The organism is Streptomyces sp. NBC_01363 (assembly GCF_026340595.1).
Lineage (GTDB): Bacteria > Actinomycetota > Actinomycetes > Streptomycetales > Streptomycetaceae > Streptomyces.
In genome coordinates, this window is the sequence record NZ_JAPEPF010000001.1 from 2,223,736 (window position 1) to 2,241,437 (window position 17,702).

A 17,702-nucleotide genomic window follows, 5' to 3' on the forward strand; every position below is an offset into this window, starting at 1 on the left:
CGGCCCCGGCGTGGCCGGCCCTTCGGCCCCCGGTTCTGGACGGGGCTGACGCCGTTCCCCGGTTCTGGACGGGGCTGACGCCGTTCCCCGGATCTACGCGCCGTTCGCGGACGTGGGCGCGAATTCGTGGAGCGCCTTCGTGACGATCGCTTCCAGATGGGAGTGGTGGGCGCCCCGCCAGTAGACGCGGTCGCACTCCGTGCACTGCGCGAAGACGTCGTACGAGCGCCGGGTGCCGTGTTCCAGATGGTCGCTGACCGTGTCCTTGTCGGCGGCCTTCAGTGGGCCGTTGCAGGCGGTGCACCTGGTCCAGGGGGCGAGGCGCGGGGTGAACCGCCCCAGCACGTCGCGGAGTTGGTCCTCCGGGCGGTCGCTGTAGACGTACGCACCGGCCCAGATCTCCCGCCGGTGCAGCAGCCCGCGGTCCCGCGAGAGCAGTACGCGCCGCTCGTCCGCCGACCGGGTGGCCAGCGCGGGATCGCCGATGTCCTCGCTCTCGTACGCCGCGTCGACGCCCAGCAGCCGCAGCCGCCGGGCCAGCGTGCCGAGGTGGACGTCGAGCAGGAACCGCAGGGGCGCGCCCGGGACGTGCTGGGGGCGCTCCACGGCCCGCACCTCGACCAGTTCGCCGGCCCCCGGGATGTGCGAGACGGGCACGGGCCGGCCGTCCACCAGGATCTGTCCGGCCTCGGTGAGCGGGATACCGAGCGACTCCACGACATGGCCGAGGGTGGAGGAGCCGTCGGTGGTCACGGCCGTGCGTCCCCGGCGGCGTTCATGCGCGACGAAGAGCCGCAGCTCGGGGGCGACTTCGAGGTGGATCTCCGGTCCGTTCACCTCGTCAGGATGTCATCGGCCGGGGTGTGTCAGCCAGAGGGTTTCGGTGTCGGCGTGCGCCCGGTGTGCGGGGTGCGCCGGGTATGCGGGCGGGCTCAGGGGCGGAAGGCGGCGGCGTGTTCCTCGGCCCAGGCGGCGAAGGTGCGGGCCGGGTGGCCGGTCAGCTTCTCGACCTCGCCGGTCACCTCGGCCGGGGAGCCGCCCGAAGCGGCCGCATACCCGAGCAGCGCGTCGGCGACCGGCTCGGGCAGAAAGGCGGCCATGGACTCCTTCCAGGCCGCCCCGGTCACGGTGTTGACCGTGATGGGGCGCCCGGACGCCGCAGCCAGCAGGCCGACCTGCTCGGCGGCGGTGAGCGATTCGGGGCCCGTCAGGTGGTACGCCGCGCCCCGCAGGCGAGGGTCGGTGAGAACGGCGAGGGCGGCCTCGGCGATGTCCGTGCTGTCGATGGGGCTGGAGTGGCTGTTGGGGTAGGGGAGGTCGACGGAGCCGTGGGCCCGTACCGACTGTGCCCACTGGTACGCATTGCTCGCGAAGGCGCCCGGACGGAGCAGCGTCGTGGTGAGGGGCGAGGCCGTCAGCGCCTGCTCCACCGCGTGGTGGGAGGCGGCGATCGGGTTGTCCCGGGCGTCCGGGGCGAGGACCGAGCTGGAGGAGAGCAGCACGATGTGGTCGACCCCGGCGGACTCGGCCGCGGCGAGGAAGGCGTCGACGCCGGACGGGTCGGCGTAGAGGAAGACGGAGTCGACGCCGTCGAGGGCGGCCCCGAAGGTGGTCGGATCGCCGAGATCGCAGGTCACGACCGGCACGCCGGCGGGCAGCGCGGTGGCCGTGGCGGCGAGGTCTCCGGGGGTGCGCGAGGCCGCGCGGACGGTGTGGCCGTCGCGGTGCAGCAGCGCGACGAGCGTGGAGCCGATACGGCCGCGGCATCCGGTGACGAGAGTGTGCATGGTGGAGGAATCCCCTCTGGGCGCATGATCATGTCTGCGACACGCATAAACTGCGTGACGCAGATGAATATCCAGCAGGGAGCCCCGGCCGTCAAACGTTTAAGAACGTCCCGGGCAGGCCCGGGACGTTCCTGGGCGTGAGGGTCGGCTACGGCACGACGCGGCGGCCGACCGAGGTCAGCGCGCTCCGGCCCCGTCTCTGTTGCCGTCCCCGACCGCGTCCGGGTCCAGGTCCAGCCGCCAGTCGTTCGTCAGCAGCGCCTGGCCGGGCGGGTACTCGAAGTCGCACTCGCCGATCAGGGTGAAGCCCGCCTTGCGGCACACCGCGTTCGACGCGCCGTTCCCGACGGACGGGTAGGCGTGCAGGAAGCGGTGCTTGCGCTCGGCCCGAGCCTGCATCGCGACGGCCGTCGTCGCGGCCGTCGCGATGCCCAGGCCCTGGTATCCGGGGAGGACGGCCCACCCCGTCTCGTACACCTCCTGGCCCTGCCAGGTCCGCTCCCAGAAACCGATCGTGCCCACGGCGTCGTCCCCGTCCGTCAGGGCGATGCGGAACATCCTGCCCCGGCCCGTGCGGTCCGCGCTCAGCTCCACGTAGCGCTGGTGACGCGCTATGAGCTGCTCCTCCGACTCGGGTCCGCCCAGGTGGTCCATCAACTCCGGTGCGTTGGCGCGGCGGAGCAGCTCCAGGTCGGCGTCCGACCAGGCCTCGATCCGTACGGGCGATGAAGCGGTGCGTTCCATGCCGGAACTGTAGGACGCGGCACTGACAACCGGCGGTCAGTGCGGCGCGAAGGCCGTCGGGGGCACGCCGACCGTGGCCGTGAAGACCCTGATCAGATGGGCCTGGTCGCTGTAGCCGAGCTCCACCGCGAGCGCCGCCCAGTCCACCTGCCGGTCCGACTCGGCCCGCTCCAGCGCCTCGTGGATGCGGTAGCGGAGGATGACCCACTTGGGGCCGACGCCGACGTACGTGGCGAAGAGCCGCTGGAGCGAGCGCGACGACAGCCCCTCGGCGCGGGCGAGTTCGTCGACGCGGCGCACCGTGCGGTCCGTGCGCACCAGGTCGACCAGGGCCATCGCGCGTTCGGCCAGCGGGTCCGGTTCCGGGCCGAGCGCCAGCAGGTACGTGTCGAGCGCCGCCACCCGCGCGTCCTCGTCCGCCGGGCCGAGGACGTCCGACGGCGGGGCGGGCGGGGCGAACACCTCGTCGGCGGGAAGCCGTCGGCCCGTCCACTCCGCGACGGGCCGGTCCGGCGCGAACGGCCGGAAACCGCCGGGCCGGAACTGCACCCCGCAGACCCGGCCCCGGCCCTCCAGCTTCTGCGTGAAGAGCTCCAGCCCGATGCCCGAGACCTCCGCGAAATCGGCCTTGCCCTCGTACCGCTGGAAGACCAGGTTCACGGACGGGTGCGGCACCAGGTGGGAGGTGTACGGCTCGGACAGGTCCCAGTCGATGAGCCAGTAGTGCTCCAGGTACGGCCGCAGCCCGGCGGCGGGTTCACGGCGGCGGAAACGTACCTGGGTGAAGAGTTCGGGGGCGTCCACGATGCCCCGGGTGTCGCGTCGAGGACCGGCCATGGCGGCGATCCTATGGTGCGTGGTCCGCCGGTGCGGACGATGTCGCGTTTCTTCAAGCGCCGGACCGCCCCGTCGTGCATCGTCGAAGGATGACGAAGATCAGTGAGTTGCTGGAGACGGCCGCCGGACCGGCCGTGACCGTGCTGGACGGGATCGACGACAACAGCCTCGAAGCCCCCACCCCCTGCGCGGAGTACGACGTAAGGGCTCTGATCAACCATCTCTTCCAAGTGATTGTCAACTTCCAGGCCCTGGCGGCCAGGGAGGACGTCGAGTTCGGTGCGGCGCCGGACATCGTCACCGGGAACTGGCGGGCCCGCTTCGGCGAGGAGGCGGCCAGGCTGGTGGCGGCCTGGGCCGTGCCCGGCGCGGACGAGGGGACCGCGGGGGCCATGGGGCTCCCGGCCAGGACCGTCGGGAACATGGTGCTGGGCGATCTGACCGTCCACGCCTGGGACCTGGCGCGGGCCACCGGCCAGGAGTTCGCCCCGGACGCGTCGGTGCTGGACGAGATCGGTCCCGGGCTGGTCGCGATGGCTCCGATGGCCCGGGAGGCGAAGGTGTTCGGCGAGCCCCACCCCGTGCCGGACGGGGCCAGCCCCTTCGAGCAGGTGCTGGCGCTGACCGGCCGCGATCCCGGCTGGCGGCCGCCCGGCGCCTGACAGCGGCGGCCGGAGGGCGGGTGGCCGGTAGCCCCGGGACGTCGTAGAGGCCGTTGGAGATCACTCTCCGGCCAATGAACGAATGGCCGGATGCGGGTGATTGGCGACCGGCGCCCGGTGGATGGGGGCCGGGGCCGACGCCGCGGCCCCGGCCCGTGCCGCCGGGCTATCGGCTCCACACATGCAGTGCGTCGCCCGCCGCCGACACCGTGTACCAGGTGCCGTCACCGAGGGCCGTGGGCGCGCCGGATATCGGGAACGGGTAGGTGATCCGCGCGGTCAGCCGCATCCGATCCCCGGTCGCGCTCACCAGCCAGTGGCGCTCCTCCCCGTACTCCCCGTCCCTCTCCGACGTACCGGCGACGACGGTCTCCTCGTCGAGGAAGCCGCACTCGTAGTCCCAGAGCGTCTCGTCGGCGTCCTGGTCGTCGGGATCGGCCTCGGGGTGGCGGGGGACGGTGTGCTCGGTGTCCAGTTCGGACAGTACGGAGCCGTCGTCGACCCGGTGCACGCCGAGCGTCTCCTCGTAATGAGTCACCGTCAGGAAGCGCTCGCCCGACGGGCTCACGTCCGTCAGGATCCGCTCGTCGTCGCAGAACCGCTCCACGGAGAGCTTCTTGCCGTCCCATCTGCCCCACAGCATCGGCACCCCGTCCTGCCCCTCGCCGACGCACAGTCCCATCCGGGCGGGGTCCGGGTGCGGGATGTGATCCGAGCCGACCGCCGCCGTCTCCGCGTCCGCCCGGCCGAGCACTCGTCCGTCGGCGGCGTCGATGACCAGCCACTCGTCCAGCGCCTCCGGATCGGGTCCGGAGGCGGCGACGGGGCCGCGGACATGGGCCCACACGAGCGTCCCGTCCGCGGAGAATACGGCCGATCCGCTGTCCGCGTACCGATGCCGGTGGTCGGTCGCGTACTCCTCGTACGCGGTGTGGAGGGTGCGGCAACTGCCCTCCCAGCAGCCGTGTCCGACCTCCCAGCGCACTGCCCCCGTCGGGTCCACCGCGCGCACCGCGTGCACCCCGGCGAACACCGCGAGCTCACCGTTCGGCGCCACCGTGCTGGTGCCGAAGCGGCGGGGCCAGGGAGCGGGGAAGCGGACCGCCGCCGCGCCCGGGGAGTCGGGGTCGACGGCGACCAGCTCGGTGTCACCGCGCTGGACGAGCAGACGCGGGCCCTCTGCTGACTGCCCGCCACCGGGAGCGGGCCGGGCGTCCGGCCGTCGCGCGGGCCACCGCAGGAGGCGCGGGGCGTCCGCCGCGTCCTGTGCACGGTCCAGCGGTGCGGCGAGCGTGGTGACAAGGTGTGCGGCGGCATCGGCCATGGGGCGGCCTCCCCCTCGTGCGTGAGTACATCGACTCGAACGTGAGTACATCGGTACGAGGAGAACCGTAAGGCCGTGGACCGACGCGCATCAGCCCTGGTACGTATCCGGGACGACGGCGACCGGGCAGGGCGCGTAATGCAGCACCGCGTGGTCGACCGGGCCCAGTTGGAGCCCGTGCCATCCGCTGCTCCGCCGGGCGCCGACGACCAGCAGTTCCGCGCCCTCGGCGGCTTCGATCAGTACCTGGTGCGCCGGTCCCTGCGTCACCGACCGGTGGACCACGGTTCCGGAATCGTCCCGTTCGGCCAGCGCGCCCAGGACCTCTTCGAGGTGTTCCTCGGCCCGTCGGCGGTGTGCGGAAGCGGGGGAGCCCGGAAGGGGCGTACGGCTCAGGAACTCGTGCGCGGGGCGGCGCCAGGCCCGTACGGCCACCAGCTCGCCGTGGCGCGAAGCGGCCTGGGCCAGCGCGAAGACGGCAGCCGCCGACGGGCCGGTGGCGTCGCTGATCCCGACGACCACGCGGCCGGGTTCCGCCGGGGCGAGCGGCGGCGTCGCCGGGATGACCACGACCGGGCAGTGGGACCGGCCGGCGAGCGCGAGTCCGACGGACCCCAGGAGCATTCCGGCGATCCGGCCCCGGCCCCGGGACCCCAGGACGACGAGCGCCGCCTCGTGGCTCTCCCGGACGAGTGCGGCCACCGGGTCCTCGGGCTGCACATCGGCCACCACGCTCACCCCGGGGCTGAGGTCTCGCACGCGGTCCCGGGCCGAGGCGACGAGATGCTCGGCGAGGATCTGTTCGGGAGGTCGCCCGCTGTCGGCGGTCGGCCGCAGACCCTCGTAGTGCTCCCACAGCGACGCGTGCACGATGCGCAGGGAAAGCCGGGAGCGGGCCGCTTCCGCCGCGGCCCAGTCCAGGGCACGCAGACTGCCCTCCGACCCGTCCACTCCGACGACTACGGGGAGCCGCATCGCTCACACCGCCTTCTCTGCTCGGATTCGGCCGGACCCGCGTGTGGTTCCGGCGCCTCGCCCCGGCGCTTCTACGGTTCGATCGTCAGCACCCGGTCCAAGGGGCGGCGCGGCGTGCGCGGCCCGGTGGGCCCGTATCCCAGGCGGATGATCATCTGGGGGTTCCCCGTGCCGTGGACCGGGTCGCGCAGGACCCAGCGCAGGTCCGGCCATTCGAGGGGCTGGGTCGCGAACGAGGTGGACACCGCGTCCAGCGTCGCGGTGAGCAGGACGCGCTCCAGCGCCTGACCGGCGCGCAGCCAGTCCGCCGGGCGGTCGCCCTCGGTGCTCAGCAGGGCCAGCTGCGGCTGGTGCTCGAACAGGACGCGGGCCCGGCCGGCGAGGGCGGCGGTGCCGGCGAAGTCGCGGTTGGTCGCTCTCCCGGCGGCGTCGCGGGGGCCGAAGGCGTAGTCGGGGATTCCGTCGACCGGCGCGTCGGTCTTCGTGTAGCGGGTCCAGTGTTCCTGCTCGGCCTCCCGCGCCGGGTCTCCACGGTCGTATCCCTCGGCGTCCCGGATCAGATCGAGCACGGTCTCCAGGTGGGGCTCGGTCAGGAACACGAGGTCCGCGCCCTCGGCACGGGCCGCGCGGACGAGGCGTGCGCGGACGTCGTCGGGGAGCGCCCGCTCGTCGAACGGGTAGCGGCTGGTGTGCCGGTCCGCGATAGCGGGGTGGAGAGCGCGGAGCGCTTCGTCGGTCTGCCCGCGTGGGGCCTCGGGGCGGTCGTCCAGGCGTACGGAGGCCAGGAGGACCGGATCCGACGGCTCGGGCAGCAAGGTGGTGGCCGCGTCCAGGCCGTGGTGGGCGGCGGACACCCGCAGGTTCAGCAGGGCCGCGCCGCAGCCCACGTGAAGGGCGCGGGTCGAGGGGTCGGCCTCCGGCATCCGGCGCTCGAAGTCGGCGAGGAGGACGAGGGTGCGGCCGCGGTGCCCGTAGCGGAAGAGCCAGGGCTGGGCGTTGTGCATGGACGGTGCGGCGGTGGCGTCGGCGACGAGGTCGGTCACCACCGCGTCGGTGAGCGTCTGGGTGGACATCGGACCCCCGGGGGTCGGGAACTGTCGATGTCTCTCCAGCATGTATCAAGTGCCGTCACGACGATATGGGGCTTTCGTCCCGAAGCTCATGTTTCCCGTGATTCTTCGGGATCCCGCCGAGGGATCCCGCTGGGGCCGCGGAGGGGGCGGGATGGTTACGCGGTCGCCCCGAGCCGGGTGACCAGGTGGTGCCAGGCCTCCTCCAGGCGCTCCAGCGGCATACCGCGCTCGACGGTGAGGTGGTGGACGAGGGCGGTGTCGATGGAGCCGAGCAGGGTGTGTGCGAGCAGTTCCGGATCGCCGGGCACGCCCGCCTGCCGCAGCAGCATGGCGATGTGGTTGATGCGCAGATGGAGCGCCGGGACGGCGTAGTTGCGCAGCGGGTCGGTCCGGCTGGCCAGGATCAGCGGGTGGTGGTCGCGTTCGTGGCGCAGGACGGCGGGCCCGAAGGCGTGCAGCCGCTCCGCCGCGGAGGCGTCGGGGCCCAGCGGCGGCGGACCGGAGAGGAAGGCGGCCTGGAGCTGCTTCTCCCGGTGGTCCAGGAGCGCGAGCAGGAGCCCGGCCCGGTCGCCGAAGCGCCGGAAGACGGTTCCCTTGCCCACCCCCGCGGCGGCGGCCACCGACTCCATGGTCAGGTCGGCCGCTCCGCACCCGGCCAGGAGCCGGGAAGCGGCGTCCAGCAGGAGCGTGCGGTTGCGCGCCGCGTCCGCCCGCAGTTGCGGGGGTTCATCGGTCGGGGCGAGCGGGAGATTCGTCCGCGCTTCTCCTGGTTCGGGCAGCCTCGGCGGAGGGGTAACGGGGCCGGTCATGGTGACAGCGTAGCGTCCGGGAAGGATAAGTGGACCGTGGTCCGTTTAGGTGGTACAACTTTAAACGGACCACGGTCCGCTTGATTGGACGCAACTGCCTCTCCGCCTCCCGGGAGTTCCCCATGTCTGTACGCATCCTCGCGCTCGTCGGCAGCCTTCGCGCCGGCTCGCACAATCGCCAGCTCGCCGAGGCCGCCGCCAAGCACGCCCCTGCGGGCGCCGAGATCGAGCTGTTCGAGGGCCTGGCCGATGTGCCCTTCTACAACGAGGACACCGACGTCGAGGGAAGCGTCCCGGCGGCTGCCGCCCGGCTCCGTGAGGTGGCGGCCGGGGCCGACGCCTTCCTGCTGTTCTCGCCCGAGTACAACGGCACCATGCCGGCCGTCCTGAAGAACGCCATCGACTGGCTGTCCCGCCCGTACGGTGCCGGCGCCATCTCCGGCAAGCCGGTCGCAGTGGTCGGCACCGCCTTCGGCCAGTACGGCGGCGTCTGGGCGCAGGACGACGCCCGCAAGTCCGTCGGGATCGCGGGCGCCGTGGTCCTGGAGGACGTCAAGCTGTCCATCCCCGGCTCCGTGACGCGCTTCGCCGACACCCACCCCGCCGACGACGCCGAGGTCGTCACCGCGCTCACCGAGGTCATCGCCAAGGTGAGCTCGGCCGTTTCGGTGGCTGCCTGACCACTGCGTATGCGGCGGCGGCGCGGGCGAGGACGCCCGGCCGCCGCCGTCGTCATGCGCCGGGCGTCCCGGGACGCCCGGGGAGGCCCCGCAGCAGCACCGTGCTGAACGGGCCCCGGTCAGGGCCACACCAGGCAGTACGCCTGGTGCCCCGCGTCGTGCAGCCGGTGCGAGAAGTCCTGCCACTCGTGCAGGAGTTGGTAGACGTTGAACGCGTCGCGCGGGCCGCCGCGGTCGGGGACCGTGGACCAGATGAACGCCGCGGCGCCCACCGACTCCTCGCCGACGCCGCGCAGCGGGTCGACGACCGTCATCGGAAGCTTGACCACCGCGTAATCGGGGTGCAGCACGACCAGTTCGAGCGGGGGGACCGCGTGCAGGGGTATGCCCTGTATTCCGGTGAGGACCATCGCCGCCACCGTCTCCGGCTTGATCTTGGTGAACATGCCGCCCATGCCCAGCTCGTCGCCGCCGAGCTCCTCGGGGCGCATCGAAATGGGCACGCGTGCCGCGGTGGCCCCATCAGGGGCACCGAAGTACTTGTAGGTCACCCCCACCCGGCCACCACTCCTGCTTCCGGCTCCGCCACCCTGCGCACCACCGGCCCGTATTCCTTGCTCGCGCTCCGCCTCACGCCGGTGCCGACCCCGCCGGGCAGGCTCGGGCCCCAGGTCGTCGGTCCCTTCGCCCACTCCGCCACCGCGATGCATATCTCATCCACCCGACTACTACTTAGGAGACACAGCCCCCGCCGCGCAACCCGATCATCGTGTCAGTGACCTCCCCCACGGGCGTGCGGTGAAACACCTGTCCGCAAGACCGTCCGTGGCTCTGACACCATGGCTTGTGTGAGCTTTCCCTATGACGCCCCAGTTTCGCAGACGCTTTTCGACCGCGCGTCCCTCGTGACGCCCGGCGGCGTGAACTCTCCCGTCCGTGCCTTCCGAGCCGTGGGCGGTACGCCCCGCTTCATGGTGTCCGGCAACGGTCCGTACCTCACCGACGCCGACGGCCGTGAGTATGTCGACCTCGTGTGCTCGTGGGGGCCGATGATCCTCGGCCACTCCCACCCGGAGGTCATCGCCGCAGTCCAGGAGGCTGTCGCCCGCGGCACCTCGTTCGGTACGCCCGGCGAGGGCGAGGTCGCGCTCGCCGAGGAGATCGTGGGCCGGGTCGAGCCCGTGGAGCAGGTGCGGCTGGTGTCGTCCGGCACCGAGGCGACCATGTCCGCGATCCGTCTCGCCCGCGGGTTCACCGGCCGGGCCAAGGTGGTGAAGTTCGCCGGCTGCTACCACGGCCATGTCGATGCGCTGCTCGCCGCCGCCGGTTCCGGGGTCGCGACCTTCGGCCTTCCGGACACCCCCGGGGTCACCGGCGCGCAGGCCGGCGACACGATCGTGCTGCCGTACAACGACCTGGACGCCGTCCGCGAGGCGTTCGCCGCGCACCCCGGCGAGATCGCCTGTGTGATCACCGAGGCGTCGCCGGGCAACATGGGCGTCGTACCGCCGCTGGACGGTTTCAACGCCGGGCTCAAGGAGCTCTGCGCCGCCAACGGTGCGCTCTACATCTCCGACGAGGTCATGACCGGGTTCCGTACCTCGAAGGCCGGCTGGTTCGGCGTCGACGGGGTGCGGCCCGACCTGATGACCTTCGGCAAGGTCATGGGCGGCGGCTTCCCGGCCGCGGCCTTCGGCGGGCGCGCGGACGTGATGGCGCACCTCGCCCCGGTCGGCCCCGTCTACCAGGCGGGCACGCTCTCCGGGAACCCGATCGCCACCGCCGCCGGCCTCGCCCAGCTGCGGCTGCTCGACGACGCGGCGTACGCCAAGGTGGACGCGGTCTCCGCGGAGATCCGCGGCCTGGTCAGCGAGGCGCTGGCCAAGGAGGGCGTGGCGCACACGGTGCAGGCGGCGAGCAACATGTTCTCCGTCTTCTTCACCGACCGCCCGGTGCGGAACTACGAGGACGCCAAGCAGCAGGAAGCTTTCCGCTTCACCGCCTTCTTCCACTCGCTGCTGTCGCAGGGCGTCTACCTGCCGCCGTCGGCCTTCGAGTCCTGGTTCGTCTCCACGGCCCACGACACGCAGGCCGTCGAGCGCATCGCCGCCGCCCTGCCCGCCGCCGCCCGCGCCGCCTCGGAGGCCACCGCATGAGCGAGAACGGAAGCCGCACGGACGACGGAAGCCGCGAGGGCAAGGACATCACCGTCGTCCATCTGATGCGGCACGGAGAGGTGCACAACCCGGAGGGCGTGCTCTACGGGCGCCGCCCCGGCTACCACCTCTCCGAGCTCGGCCGGCAGATGGCCGACCGGGTCGCCGAGCATCTCGCGGGCCGCGACATCACCCATGTCGTCGCCTCCCCGCTGGAGCGCGCCCAGGAGACGGCCACGCCGATCGCCAAGACGCACGGCCTGGACCTGGCCACCGACGAGCGACTCATCGAGGCGGCCAACGTCTTCGAGGGCAAGACCTTCGGCGTCGGCGACGGCGCGCTGCGCAAGCCGGACAACTGGAAGCACCTGACGAACCCGTTCCGGCCGTCGTGGGGCGAGCCGTACATCGAGCAGGTCGTACGGATGATCGGCGCGCTGGACGCCGCTCGGGACGCGGCGCGCGGTCACGAGGCGGTCTGCGTCAGCCACCAGCTGCCGATCTGGATCGTGCGGAGCTTCGTGGAGCGGCGGCGGCTGTGGCACGACCCGCGCAAGCGGCAGTGCACGCTGGCGTCGCTGACCAGCTTCACGTACCAGGGCGACAAGATCGTGTCGGTCGGGTACACGGAGCCGGCGCGGGACCTGGTGCCGGCGCATCTGCGGGCCGGTGCGAAGCCGGTGAAGGGAAAGTCGAAGGCGTTCGGCGCGTAGCCGACCCGGGGGCCGACGGGGCGGGGTGTCCACGAGGCCGGTTCGCCGGGGTTGCCGGTCGTCGAGTGCTGGTTTGTTGTCGTCTGAGGTTTTTCTCCTCAATCGCCGGACGGGCTTGATCTTTCGCCCGTCCGGCGATTTTTCGTCCGCCCGGCGATTGCTGTCCTCGGTGGTGGTTGAAGCGCTGCTCCCACCCCGCGCCACCTGCTAGGTCATGCGTTCGGCCATGGCTGGGGTCTGGTCGCGCAAAGAATCATGTGCTAGATCGCGGAACCCCCGTGTTGATTCCCTCATCTAAGCCTTCGCCAGTTTGTATGGACTTGAGGCAAAACGACCGCAGATGGGGTATTCATGCGCGACATCAGCCGAAGGGGTCTGCTCGGAGCCGGGCTTGGAGCCGCCGCCGCCGTCGGGGTGGCGGGCTGCGGCGCCTTCGGCTCGTCCGATTCGGGCCGGTCGGGGACCACGGGGGAGAAGGGGTCCGACGGACGCACTCGCGGGACCGGGTCCGAGGAGAAGGACGTCAGGAAGATCGGGGACGGTTCCACCGCGGACACCGGGAAGCAGCCGCACCAGCCCGCCAAGCCGGTCCCGCTCGAACCCGGGCAGACGCCGCCGCAGTTCGTGATCTTCTCCTGGGACGGGGCGGGCGAGGTCGGCAACGGACTCTTCCCGCGCTTTCTGGAACTCGCCAAGGACCATGACGCGGCGATGACCTTCTTCCTGTCCGGGCTCTATCTGCTGCCCGAGTCGAAGAAGTCCATGTACCGTCCGCCCAACAACCCGATCGGCGCTTCCGACATCGGCTATCTCACCGACGGTCACATCAAGGAGACGCTGAAGAACGTCCGTCAGGCATGGCTCGACGGGCATGAGATCGGGACCCACTTCAACGGGCATTTCTGCAGCGGTTCCGGATCGGTCGCGAACTGGTCGTCCGCCCAGTGGCGGAACGAAATCGATCAGGCGGTCTCCTTCGTCACCGAATGGCGCACGAACACCGGCTGGACCGACCTCGATCCGCTGCCTTTCGACTACCGCAAGGAACTGATCGGCGGTCGCGCCCCCTGTCTGCTCGGCCAGGAGAATCTGCTGCCCACGGCGAGCAAGCTCGGCTGGCGCTACGACGCCAGCTCACCCGGTGGCACCCAGGTCTGGCCCAAGAAGCGGGAGGGTGTCTGGGACCTGCCCCTCCAGGCGATGCCGTTCCCGGGGCACTCCTTCGAAGTCCTCTCGATGGACTACAACATCCTCGCCAACCAGTCGCTGAATTCGACCAAGGGCATGCCCTCGCGTTATCCCGGATGGCGCGAGCAGGCCACCAAGTCGTACCTCTCCGGTTTCAACCGCGCGTACTCGACGAATCGCGCGCCTTTCTATATCGGAAACCACTTCGAGGAGTGGAACGGCGGTATCTACATGGACGCCGTCGAGGCGGTGATCAAGAAAATCGCGGGGAAGCCGGATGTGCGCCTCGTCTCCTTCCGGCAGTTCGTCGACTGGCTCGACGTACAGACCCCGGACGTGCTCGACAAGCTCCGTACGCTGGGGGTCGGACAGTCCCCCGAAGGTGGCTGGAACACCTTCTTTAAACAGGCCTGACAACGGGCTTTACGGGCACCGAGGGGGGTGCCCGAGATCGTCGAAACCGCCATGCGAAACTTTTCACATGAGCTATGGCCGCGCACCCCGACGCCGCTTCACCCTGCTCGCCGCCCCCGCAGCGGCCGCCGCCCTCGCCCTCACGCTGACCGCGTGCGGCGGGGACGGCAACAAGGCCGGAGGCGGTGGCAATACGAACTTCGTCACGGGCAGTGGCGGCGTCTCCACCGTGGAGAAGGGCGACCGCAAGGCCGCCCCGAAGCTGGACGGCGAGACCCTCGACGGCAAGCAGCTCGACGTCGCCGACTACAAGGGCAAGGTCGTCGTACTGAACATGTGGGGCTCGTGGTGCGGGCCCTGCCGCCTTGAGGCCCAGTACTTCTCGCGGGTGGCGAAAGAGACGAAGGACAAGGACGTCCAGTTCGTCGGGATCAACACGCGGGACGCCAAGAAGGGCCCCGCGCTGAGCTTCGAGAAGGACTACGGGGTCCCCTACCCGAGCCTCTTCGACCCGACCGGCAAGCTCATGCTCCGCTTCCCCAAGGGCACGCTGCGCCCGCAGGCCATTCCGTCGACCGTGGTGCTGGACCGGGACGGGAAGATCGCCGCCCGCTCCCTGGCCGCCCTCGACTCCGACAAGCTGCACAAGATGATCGACCCGCTGATCGCGGAGAAGTGATCAGGTGATCGCCCTCGCCGCCGCCGGCCAGAACGAGACCGTCATGAACGGGGCTCTGCTGGTCGCCCTGCCCATCGCCGTGCTCGGCGGGCTCGTCTCGTTCTTCTCGCCGTGCGTCCTGCCGCTCGTCCCCGGCTACCTCAGTTACGTCACCGGGGTCAGCGGCACCGACCTGGCGCAGGCCAAGCGAGGGCGCATGGTCGCGGGCGCCTCTCTCTTCGTGCTCGGCTTCACCGCCGTGTTCGTCTCCGGCGGCGCCCTCTTCGGCTTCTTCGGCCAGACCCTCCAGGAGCACAGCGAGACACTCACCAAGGTCCTCGGTGTGCTGATGATCCTGATGGGGATCTTCTTCATGGGTCTGATGCCGTGGATGACGCAGCGTGAGTTCCGCATCCACAAGAGGCCGGTGACCGGGCTGGTGGGCGCACCATTGCTGGGCGCCCTCTTCGGGATCGGCTGGACCCCGTGCCTCGGCCCGACGCTCAGTTCGGTGAGCATCCTCGCGGTGCAGCAGGGCACCGCCGGACGCGGGGCGATACTGACCGTCGCCTACTGCCTCGGCCTCGGCATCCCCTTCGTGCTCGCCGCCGTCGCCTTCCGCAAGGCGCTCGGCGCGTTCGGCTGGGTCAAGCGCCACTATGCATGGGTCATGCGCATCGGCGGCGTCATGATGATCGCGACCGGTCTTCTCCTGCTGACCGGTGTGTGGGACACGATGATGCAGCAATTGCAGGGCTGGTCCAACGGCTTCACGGTGGGGATCTGAGTTCCATGAGCAACACCAAGTCCAACCCCCCCGCCCCGGAGCGCGAGCGCCGGGACGAGCGGGCGGCCCGGGACGAGCGGGACCGGGAGAACGCCCGCGAACTGGGCGCGGCCGGCTCCCAGCTCTCCACCGCCCCGCGCGAGGAGAGCGCGGCCGGTCTGCCGGCCATGGGCGTCATCGGTTGGGCCCGCTGGTTCTGGCGGCAGCTCACCTCGATGCGGGTCGCGCTGATCCTGCTCTTCCTGCTGTCGCTCGGCGCCATCCCCGGCTCGCTGATCCCGCAGAACAGCGTGGACGAGCTGAAGGTGGAGACCTTCAAGAAGGCGCACACCACCGTCTCGCCGGTCTACGAGAAGCTCCAGTTCTTCGACGTCTACAGCTCGGTGTGGTTCTCCGCGATCTACATCCTGCTGTTCATCTCGCTCATCGGCTGCATCGTGCCGCGCACCGGCCAGTTCATCAGCCAGCTGCGCAGCCGGCCGCCGGGCGCCCCCAAGCGCCTGACCAGGCTGCCCGCGTACACCACCTGGCGCACCGAGGCCGAGCCCGAGCAGGTCCGCGAGGCCGCGCTCGCGATGATGCGGAAGCGGCGCTACCGCGCGCACACCGTGGGGGACGCGGTCGCGGCGGAGAAGGGCTATCTCCGCGAGGCCGGGAACCTGGTCTTCCATATCGCCCTGATCGTGATGCTGGTGGCGTTCGCGTGGGGTCAGCTCTTCAAGTCCGAGGGCGGCAAGCTGATCGTCGAGGGCGACGGCTTCTCCAACACGCTCACCCAGTACGACGACTTCAAGTCCGGTTCGCTCTTCGACGCCGACTCGCTCGCCCCGTTCAGCTTCAAGCTCGACAAGTTCATCGGCACGTACGAGCGCCGCGGCCCCCAGATCGGTACGCCCAGGACCTACGAGGCCCATGTGACGTACGAGAAGGGCGCGTACGGCAAGCCGCAGAAGACCGTCATCAAGGTCAACGAGCCCCTCGTCGTCGACGGCACCAAGGTCTATCTCAACGCGCACGGCTACGCGCCGGTCGTCTCGGTCAAGAACGGCAAGGGCAAGGAGGTCTACCGGAGCGCGGTGCCGCTGCTGCCCATCGACAACAACGTCACCTCGACCGGTGCGATCAAGGTCTTCGACGGCTACCGCGACAAGAACGGCAAGAAGACCCAGCTGGGCTTCCAGGCGTTCTTCGTGCCGACCTTCGCGGGCAACGGCAAGGGCACGATGTTCTCGCAGTTCCCGGCCGCCGACATGCCCGTACTGGCCCTCAACGGCTACCACGGCTACCTCGGGCCGGACTCCGGGCTGGCGCAGAACGTGTACCAGCTGGACAAGTCCAAGATGACGGAGTTCAAGGACGCCGACGGCAAGCAGCTCAAGCAGCGCCTGCTGGTCGGCGAGACGATGAAGCTGCCCGACGGCGCGGGCTCCATCACCTTCGAGGGCATCCAGGAGTGGGCCAGCTTCCAGATCTCGGAGCAGCCGGCCAGCGGCTGGGCGCTCACCGGAGCCGTCGCCGCGATCGCCGGACTCGCGGGCTCGCTGTTCATCCAGCGGCGCCGGGTCTGGGTACGGGCGGTCCCCGGCGCGGACGGCGTCACGGTCGTCGAGATGGCGGGTCTCGGCCGCAGCGAGTCCGCGAAGCTTCCCGAGGAACTGGCCGATCTCGCGGTCACGCTCATCGCCTCGGCGCCCACGGCGCCGGACGCCGATACCGAGCCCGATTCATCCCCCGAACCCGATTCCGACTCCGTCGAAGAATCCTCCGAAGAACCTGCCGAAGGGGCTGAGAAGTGAATCTCGCCGCCGCAACCAACGAGAACCTGGCGCACACCAGCAATGTGCTGATCTATTCGTCGATGGCCGTCTACACCCTGGCCTTCTTCGCGCACATCGCGGAATGGGTGTTCGGCAGCCGCAGCAAGGTCGGCCGCACCGCCGCCGCGCTGACCGAGACCGAGGGCGCGGACGCCGCCGGCTCGGTGAAGGTGCAGGTCGCGCAGCAGGGCGGCGGCACCGCCGTACTGGACCGCCCGAAGATCATCACGCGCGCGGCGGCCGGTTCCCGCGACGTACCGGACGGGCCCGGCGCGGCCGGCGGCACGTTCAAGGGCGACCTCTACGGGCGCATGGCGGTCTCCATGACCGTGCTCGCCTTCCTCGTGCAGGCCTGCGGAGTCGTCGCTCGCGCACTGTCCGTGCAGCGTGCCCCCTGGGGCAACATGTACGAGTTCTCCATCACCTTCTCCACGGTGGCGGTCGGCGCGTACCTGATCCTGCTCGCGCTGAAGAAGAACGTCCGCTGGATGGGGCTGCTCCTGGTCACCACCGTCCTGCTGGACCTCGGCATCGCGACCACGGTGCTCTACACCTCCAGCGACCAGCTGGTGCCCGCGCTGCACTCGTACTGGCTGTGGATCCACGTCTCCACCGCCATCATCTGCGGCGCCGTCTTCTACATCGGCGCGACCGCCACCCTGCTCTACCTCTTCCGCGACAGCTACGAGAGCAAGCTCGCCAACGGCGTGCAGCCCGGTTCGTTCGCCCAGTCCGTGCTCTCCCGGCTGCCCTCCGCCTCCTCGCTCGACAAGTTCTCGTACCGCATCAACGCCGCCGTCTTCCCGCTGTGGACGTTCACGATCATCGCGGGCGCCATCTGGGCCGGCGACGCATGGGGCCGCTACTGGGGCTGGGACCCCAAGGAGGTCTGGTCCTTCATCACCTGGGTCGCGTACGCCTGCTACCTGCACGCACGCGCCACCGCGGGCTGGAAGGGCCGCAAGGCCGCCTACCTGGCGCTGATCGCCTTCGGCTGCTGGCTCTTCAACTACTACGGCGTGAACATCTTCGTCACCGGCAAGCACTCCTACGCCGGCGTCTGAGAACTTCTCGTACG

19 protein-coding genes are annotated in these 17,702 nt (G+C 70.7%); 9 read left to right on the plus strand and 10 right to left on the minus strand.

All coding sequences use genetic code 11. The annotated features are described in order from the left end of the window. Positions 1-93: 93 nt before the first annotated feature. The 4 genes from OG611_RS10415 to OG611_RS10430 all read right to left on the minus strand — a co-directional run bounded on the left by OG611_RS10415 (position 94) and on the right by OG611_RS10430 (position 3,368). On the minus strand, positions 94-837 hold the full coding sequence (locus tag OG611_RS10415; protein ID WP_266417911.1) for a Mut7-C RNAse domain-containing protein: 744 nt from the start codon (positions 835-837) through the stop codon (positions 94-96). Positions 838-932: 95 nt separating this feature from the next. Further along, on the minus strand, positions 933-1,787 hold the full coding sequence (locus OG611_RS10420) for an NAD(P)H-binding protein (RefSeq protein WP_266417915.1): 855 nt from the start codon (positions 1,785-1,787) through the stop codon (positions 933-935). Positions 1,788-1,964: 177 nt separating this feature from the next. Further along, positions 1,965-2,531 (minus strand): GNAT family N-acetyltransferase, encoded by a 567-nt coding sequence (locus tag OG611_RS10425; RefSeq protein ID WP_266417918.1) that lies wholly within the window; start codon positions 2,529-2,531, stop codon positions 1,965-1,967. A gap of 36 nt (positions 2,532-2,567) precedes the next feature. After that, the gene (locus OG611_RS10430; protein WP_266417922.1) at positions 2,568-3,368 is read right to left on the minus strand and encodes a helix-turn-helix domain-containing protein; all 801 of its coding nucleotides are present in this window, start codon (positions 3,366-3,368) and stop codon (positions 2,568-2,570) included. A gap of 89 nt (positions 3,369-3,457) precedes the next feature. Here OG611_RS10430 and OG611_RS10435 point away from each other — a divergent pair, with 89 nt between their 5' ends. Beyond that, positions 3,458-4,030 (plus strand): TIGR03086 family metal-binding protein, encoded by a 573-nt coding sequence (locus OG611_RS10435; protein ID WP_266417925.1) that lies wholly within the window; start codon positions 3,458-3,460, stop codon positions 4,028-4,030. A 166-nt stretch (positions 4,031-4,196) separates the two neighbouring features. Here the strand turns inward: OG611_RS10435 and OG611_RS10440 are convergent, their stop codons facing one another. The 4 genes from OG611_RS10440 to OG611_RS10455 all read right to left on the minus strand — a co-directional run bounded on the left by OG611_RS10440 (position 4,197) and on the right by OG611_RS10455 (position 8,211). Beyond that, the gene (locus tag OG611_RS10440; RefSeq protein WP_266417929.1) at positions 4,197-5,354 is read right to left on the minus strand and encodes a hypothetical protein; all 1,158 of its coding nucleotides are present in this window, start codon (positions 5,352-5,354) and stop codon (positions 4,197-4,199) included. Between the two features lie 90 nt (positions 5,355-5,444). Then, positions 5,445-6,329: a universal stress protein gene (locus OG611_RS10445; protein ID WP_266417933.1), complete on the minus strand. Its 885-nt coding sequence runs from the start codon at positions 6,327-6,329 to the stop codon at positions 5,445-5,447. A gap of 71 nt (positions 6,330-6,400) precedes the next feature. Continuing rightward, positions 6,401-7,402, minus strand: coding sequence for a nitroreductase (locus tag OG611_RS10450; RefSeq protein WP_266417937.1), 1,002 nt, complete (start codon positions 7,400-7,402; stop codon positions 6,401-6,403). Between the two features lie 155 nt (positions 7,403-7,557). Continuing rightward, the gene (locus OG611_RS10455) at positions 7,558-8,211 is read right to left on the minus strand and encodes a TetR/AcrR family transcriptional regulator (RefSeq protein ID WP_266417941.1); all 654 of its coding nucleotides are present in this window, start codon (positions 8,209-8,211) and stop codon (positions 7,558-7,560) included. Positions 8,212-8,333: 122 nt separating this feature from the next. On the opposite strand from OG611_RS10455, the gene OG611_RS10460 reads away from it, so the two are divergent. After that, a complete protein-coding gene (locus OG611_RS10460; RefSeq protein WP_266417945.1) occupies positions 8,334-8,891 on the plus strand; it encodes an NAD(P)H-dependent oxidoreductase in 558 nt (185 codons plus the stop codon). Between the two features lie 119 nt (positions 8,892-9,010). On the opposite strand, the gene OG611_RS10465 is transcribed toward OG611_RS10460, so the two are convergent. Beyond that, positions 9,011-9,502, minus strand: coding sequence for a hypothetical protein (locus OG611_RS10465; protein ID WP_266425731.1), 492 nt, complete (start codon positions 9,500-9,502; stop codon positions 9,011-9,013). Beyond that, positions 9,439-9,612 (minus strand): hypothetical protein, encoded by a 174-nt coding sequence (locus OG611_RS10470; RefSeq protein ID WP_266417949.1) that lies wholly within the window; start codon positions 9,610-9,612, stop codon positions 9,439-9,441. The genes OG611_RS10465 and OG611_RS10470 overlap by 64 nt, the downstream gene beginning before the upstream one ends. Before the next feature lie 127 nt (positions 9,613-9,739). Here OG611_RS10470 and hemL point away from each other — a divergent pair, with 127 nt between their 5' ends. From hemL to ccsB, 7 genes are all read left to right on the plus strand, one after another. Continuing rightward, positions 9,740-11,047 (plus strand): glutamate-1-semialdehyde 2,1-aminomutase, encoded by a 1,308-nt coding sequence (hemL, locus tag OG611_RS10475; RefSeq protein WP_266417952.1) that lies wholly within the window; start codon positions 9,740-9,742, stop codon positions 11,045-11,047. Then, positions 11,044-11,760 carry a histidine phosphatase family protein gene (locus tag OG611_RS10480; RefSeq protein WP_266417954.1) on the plus strand — a complete coding sequence of 239 codons (717 nt, stop codon included), beginning with the start codon at positions 11,044-11,046 and terminating at the stop codon, positions 11,758-11,760. Before hemL ends, OG611_RS10480 begins: the two co-directional genes overlap by 4 nt. Positions 11,761-12,111: 351 nt before the next feature. Then, on the plus strand, positions 12,112-13,362 hold the full coding sequence (locus OG611_RS10485) for a hypothetical protein (RefSeq protein WP_266417957.1): 1,251 nt from the start codon (positions 12,112-12,114) through the stop codon (positions 13,360-13,362). Positions 13,363-13,429: 67 nt separating this feature from the next. Then, the gene (locus OG611_RS10490) at positions 13,430-14,041 is read left to right on the plus strand and encodes a TlpA disulfide reductase family protein (RefSeq protein ID WP_266417961.1); all 612 of its coding nucleotides are present in this window, start codon (positions 13,430-13,432) and stop codon (positions 14,039-14,041) included. Between the two features lie 43 nt (positions 14,042-14,084). Then, positions 14,085-14,807 (plus strand): cytochrome c biogenesis CcdA family protein, encoded by a 723-nt coding sequence (locus OG611_RS10495; protein ID WP_266425733.1) that lies wholly within the window; start codon positions 14,085-14,087, stop codon positions 14,805-14,807. 5 nt (positions 14,808-14,812) lie between these two features. Further along, a complete protein-coding gene (locus OG611_RS10500) occupies positions 14,813-16,603 on the plus strand; it encodes a cytochrome c biogenesis protein ResB (RefSeq protein WP_266417963.1) in 1,791 nt (596 codons plus the stop codon). Then, the gene (ccsB, locus tag OG611_RS10505; RefSeq protein ID WP_266417964.1) at positions 16,600-17,688 is read left to right on the plus strand and encodes a c-type cytochrome biogenesis protein CcsB; all 1,089 of its coding nucleotides are present in this window, start codon (positions 16,600-16,602) and stop codon (positions 17,686-17,688) included. Before OG611_RS10500 ends, ccsB begins: the two co-directional genes overlap by 4 nt. Positions 17,689-17,702: the final 14 nt, after the last annotated feature.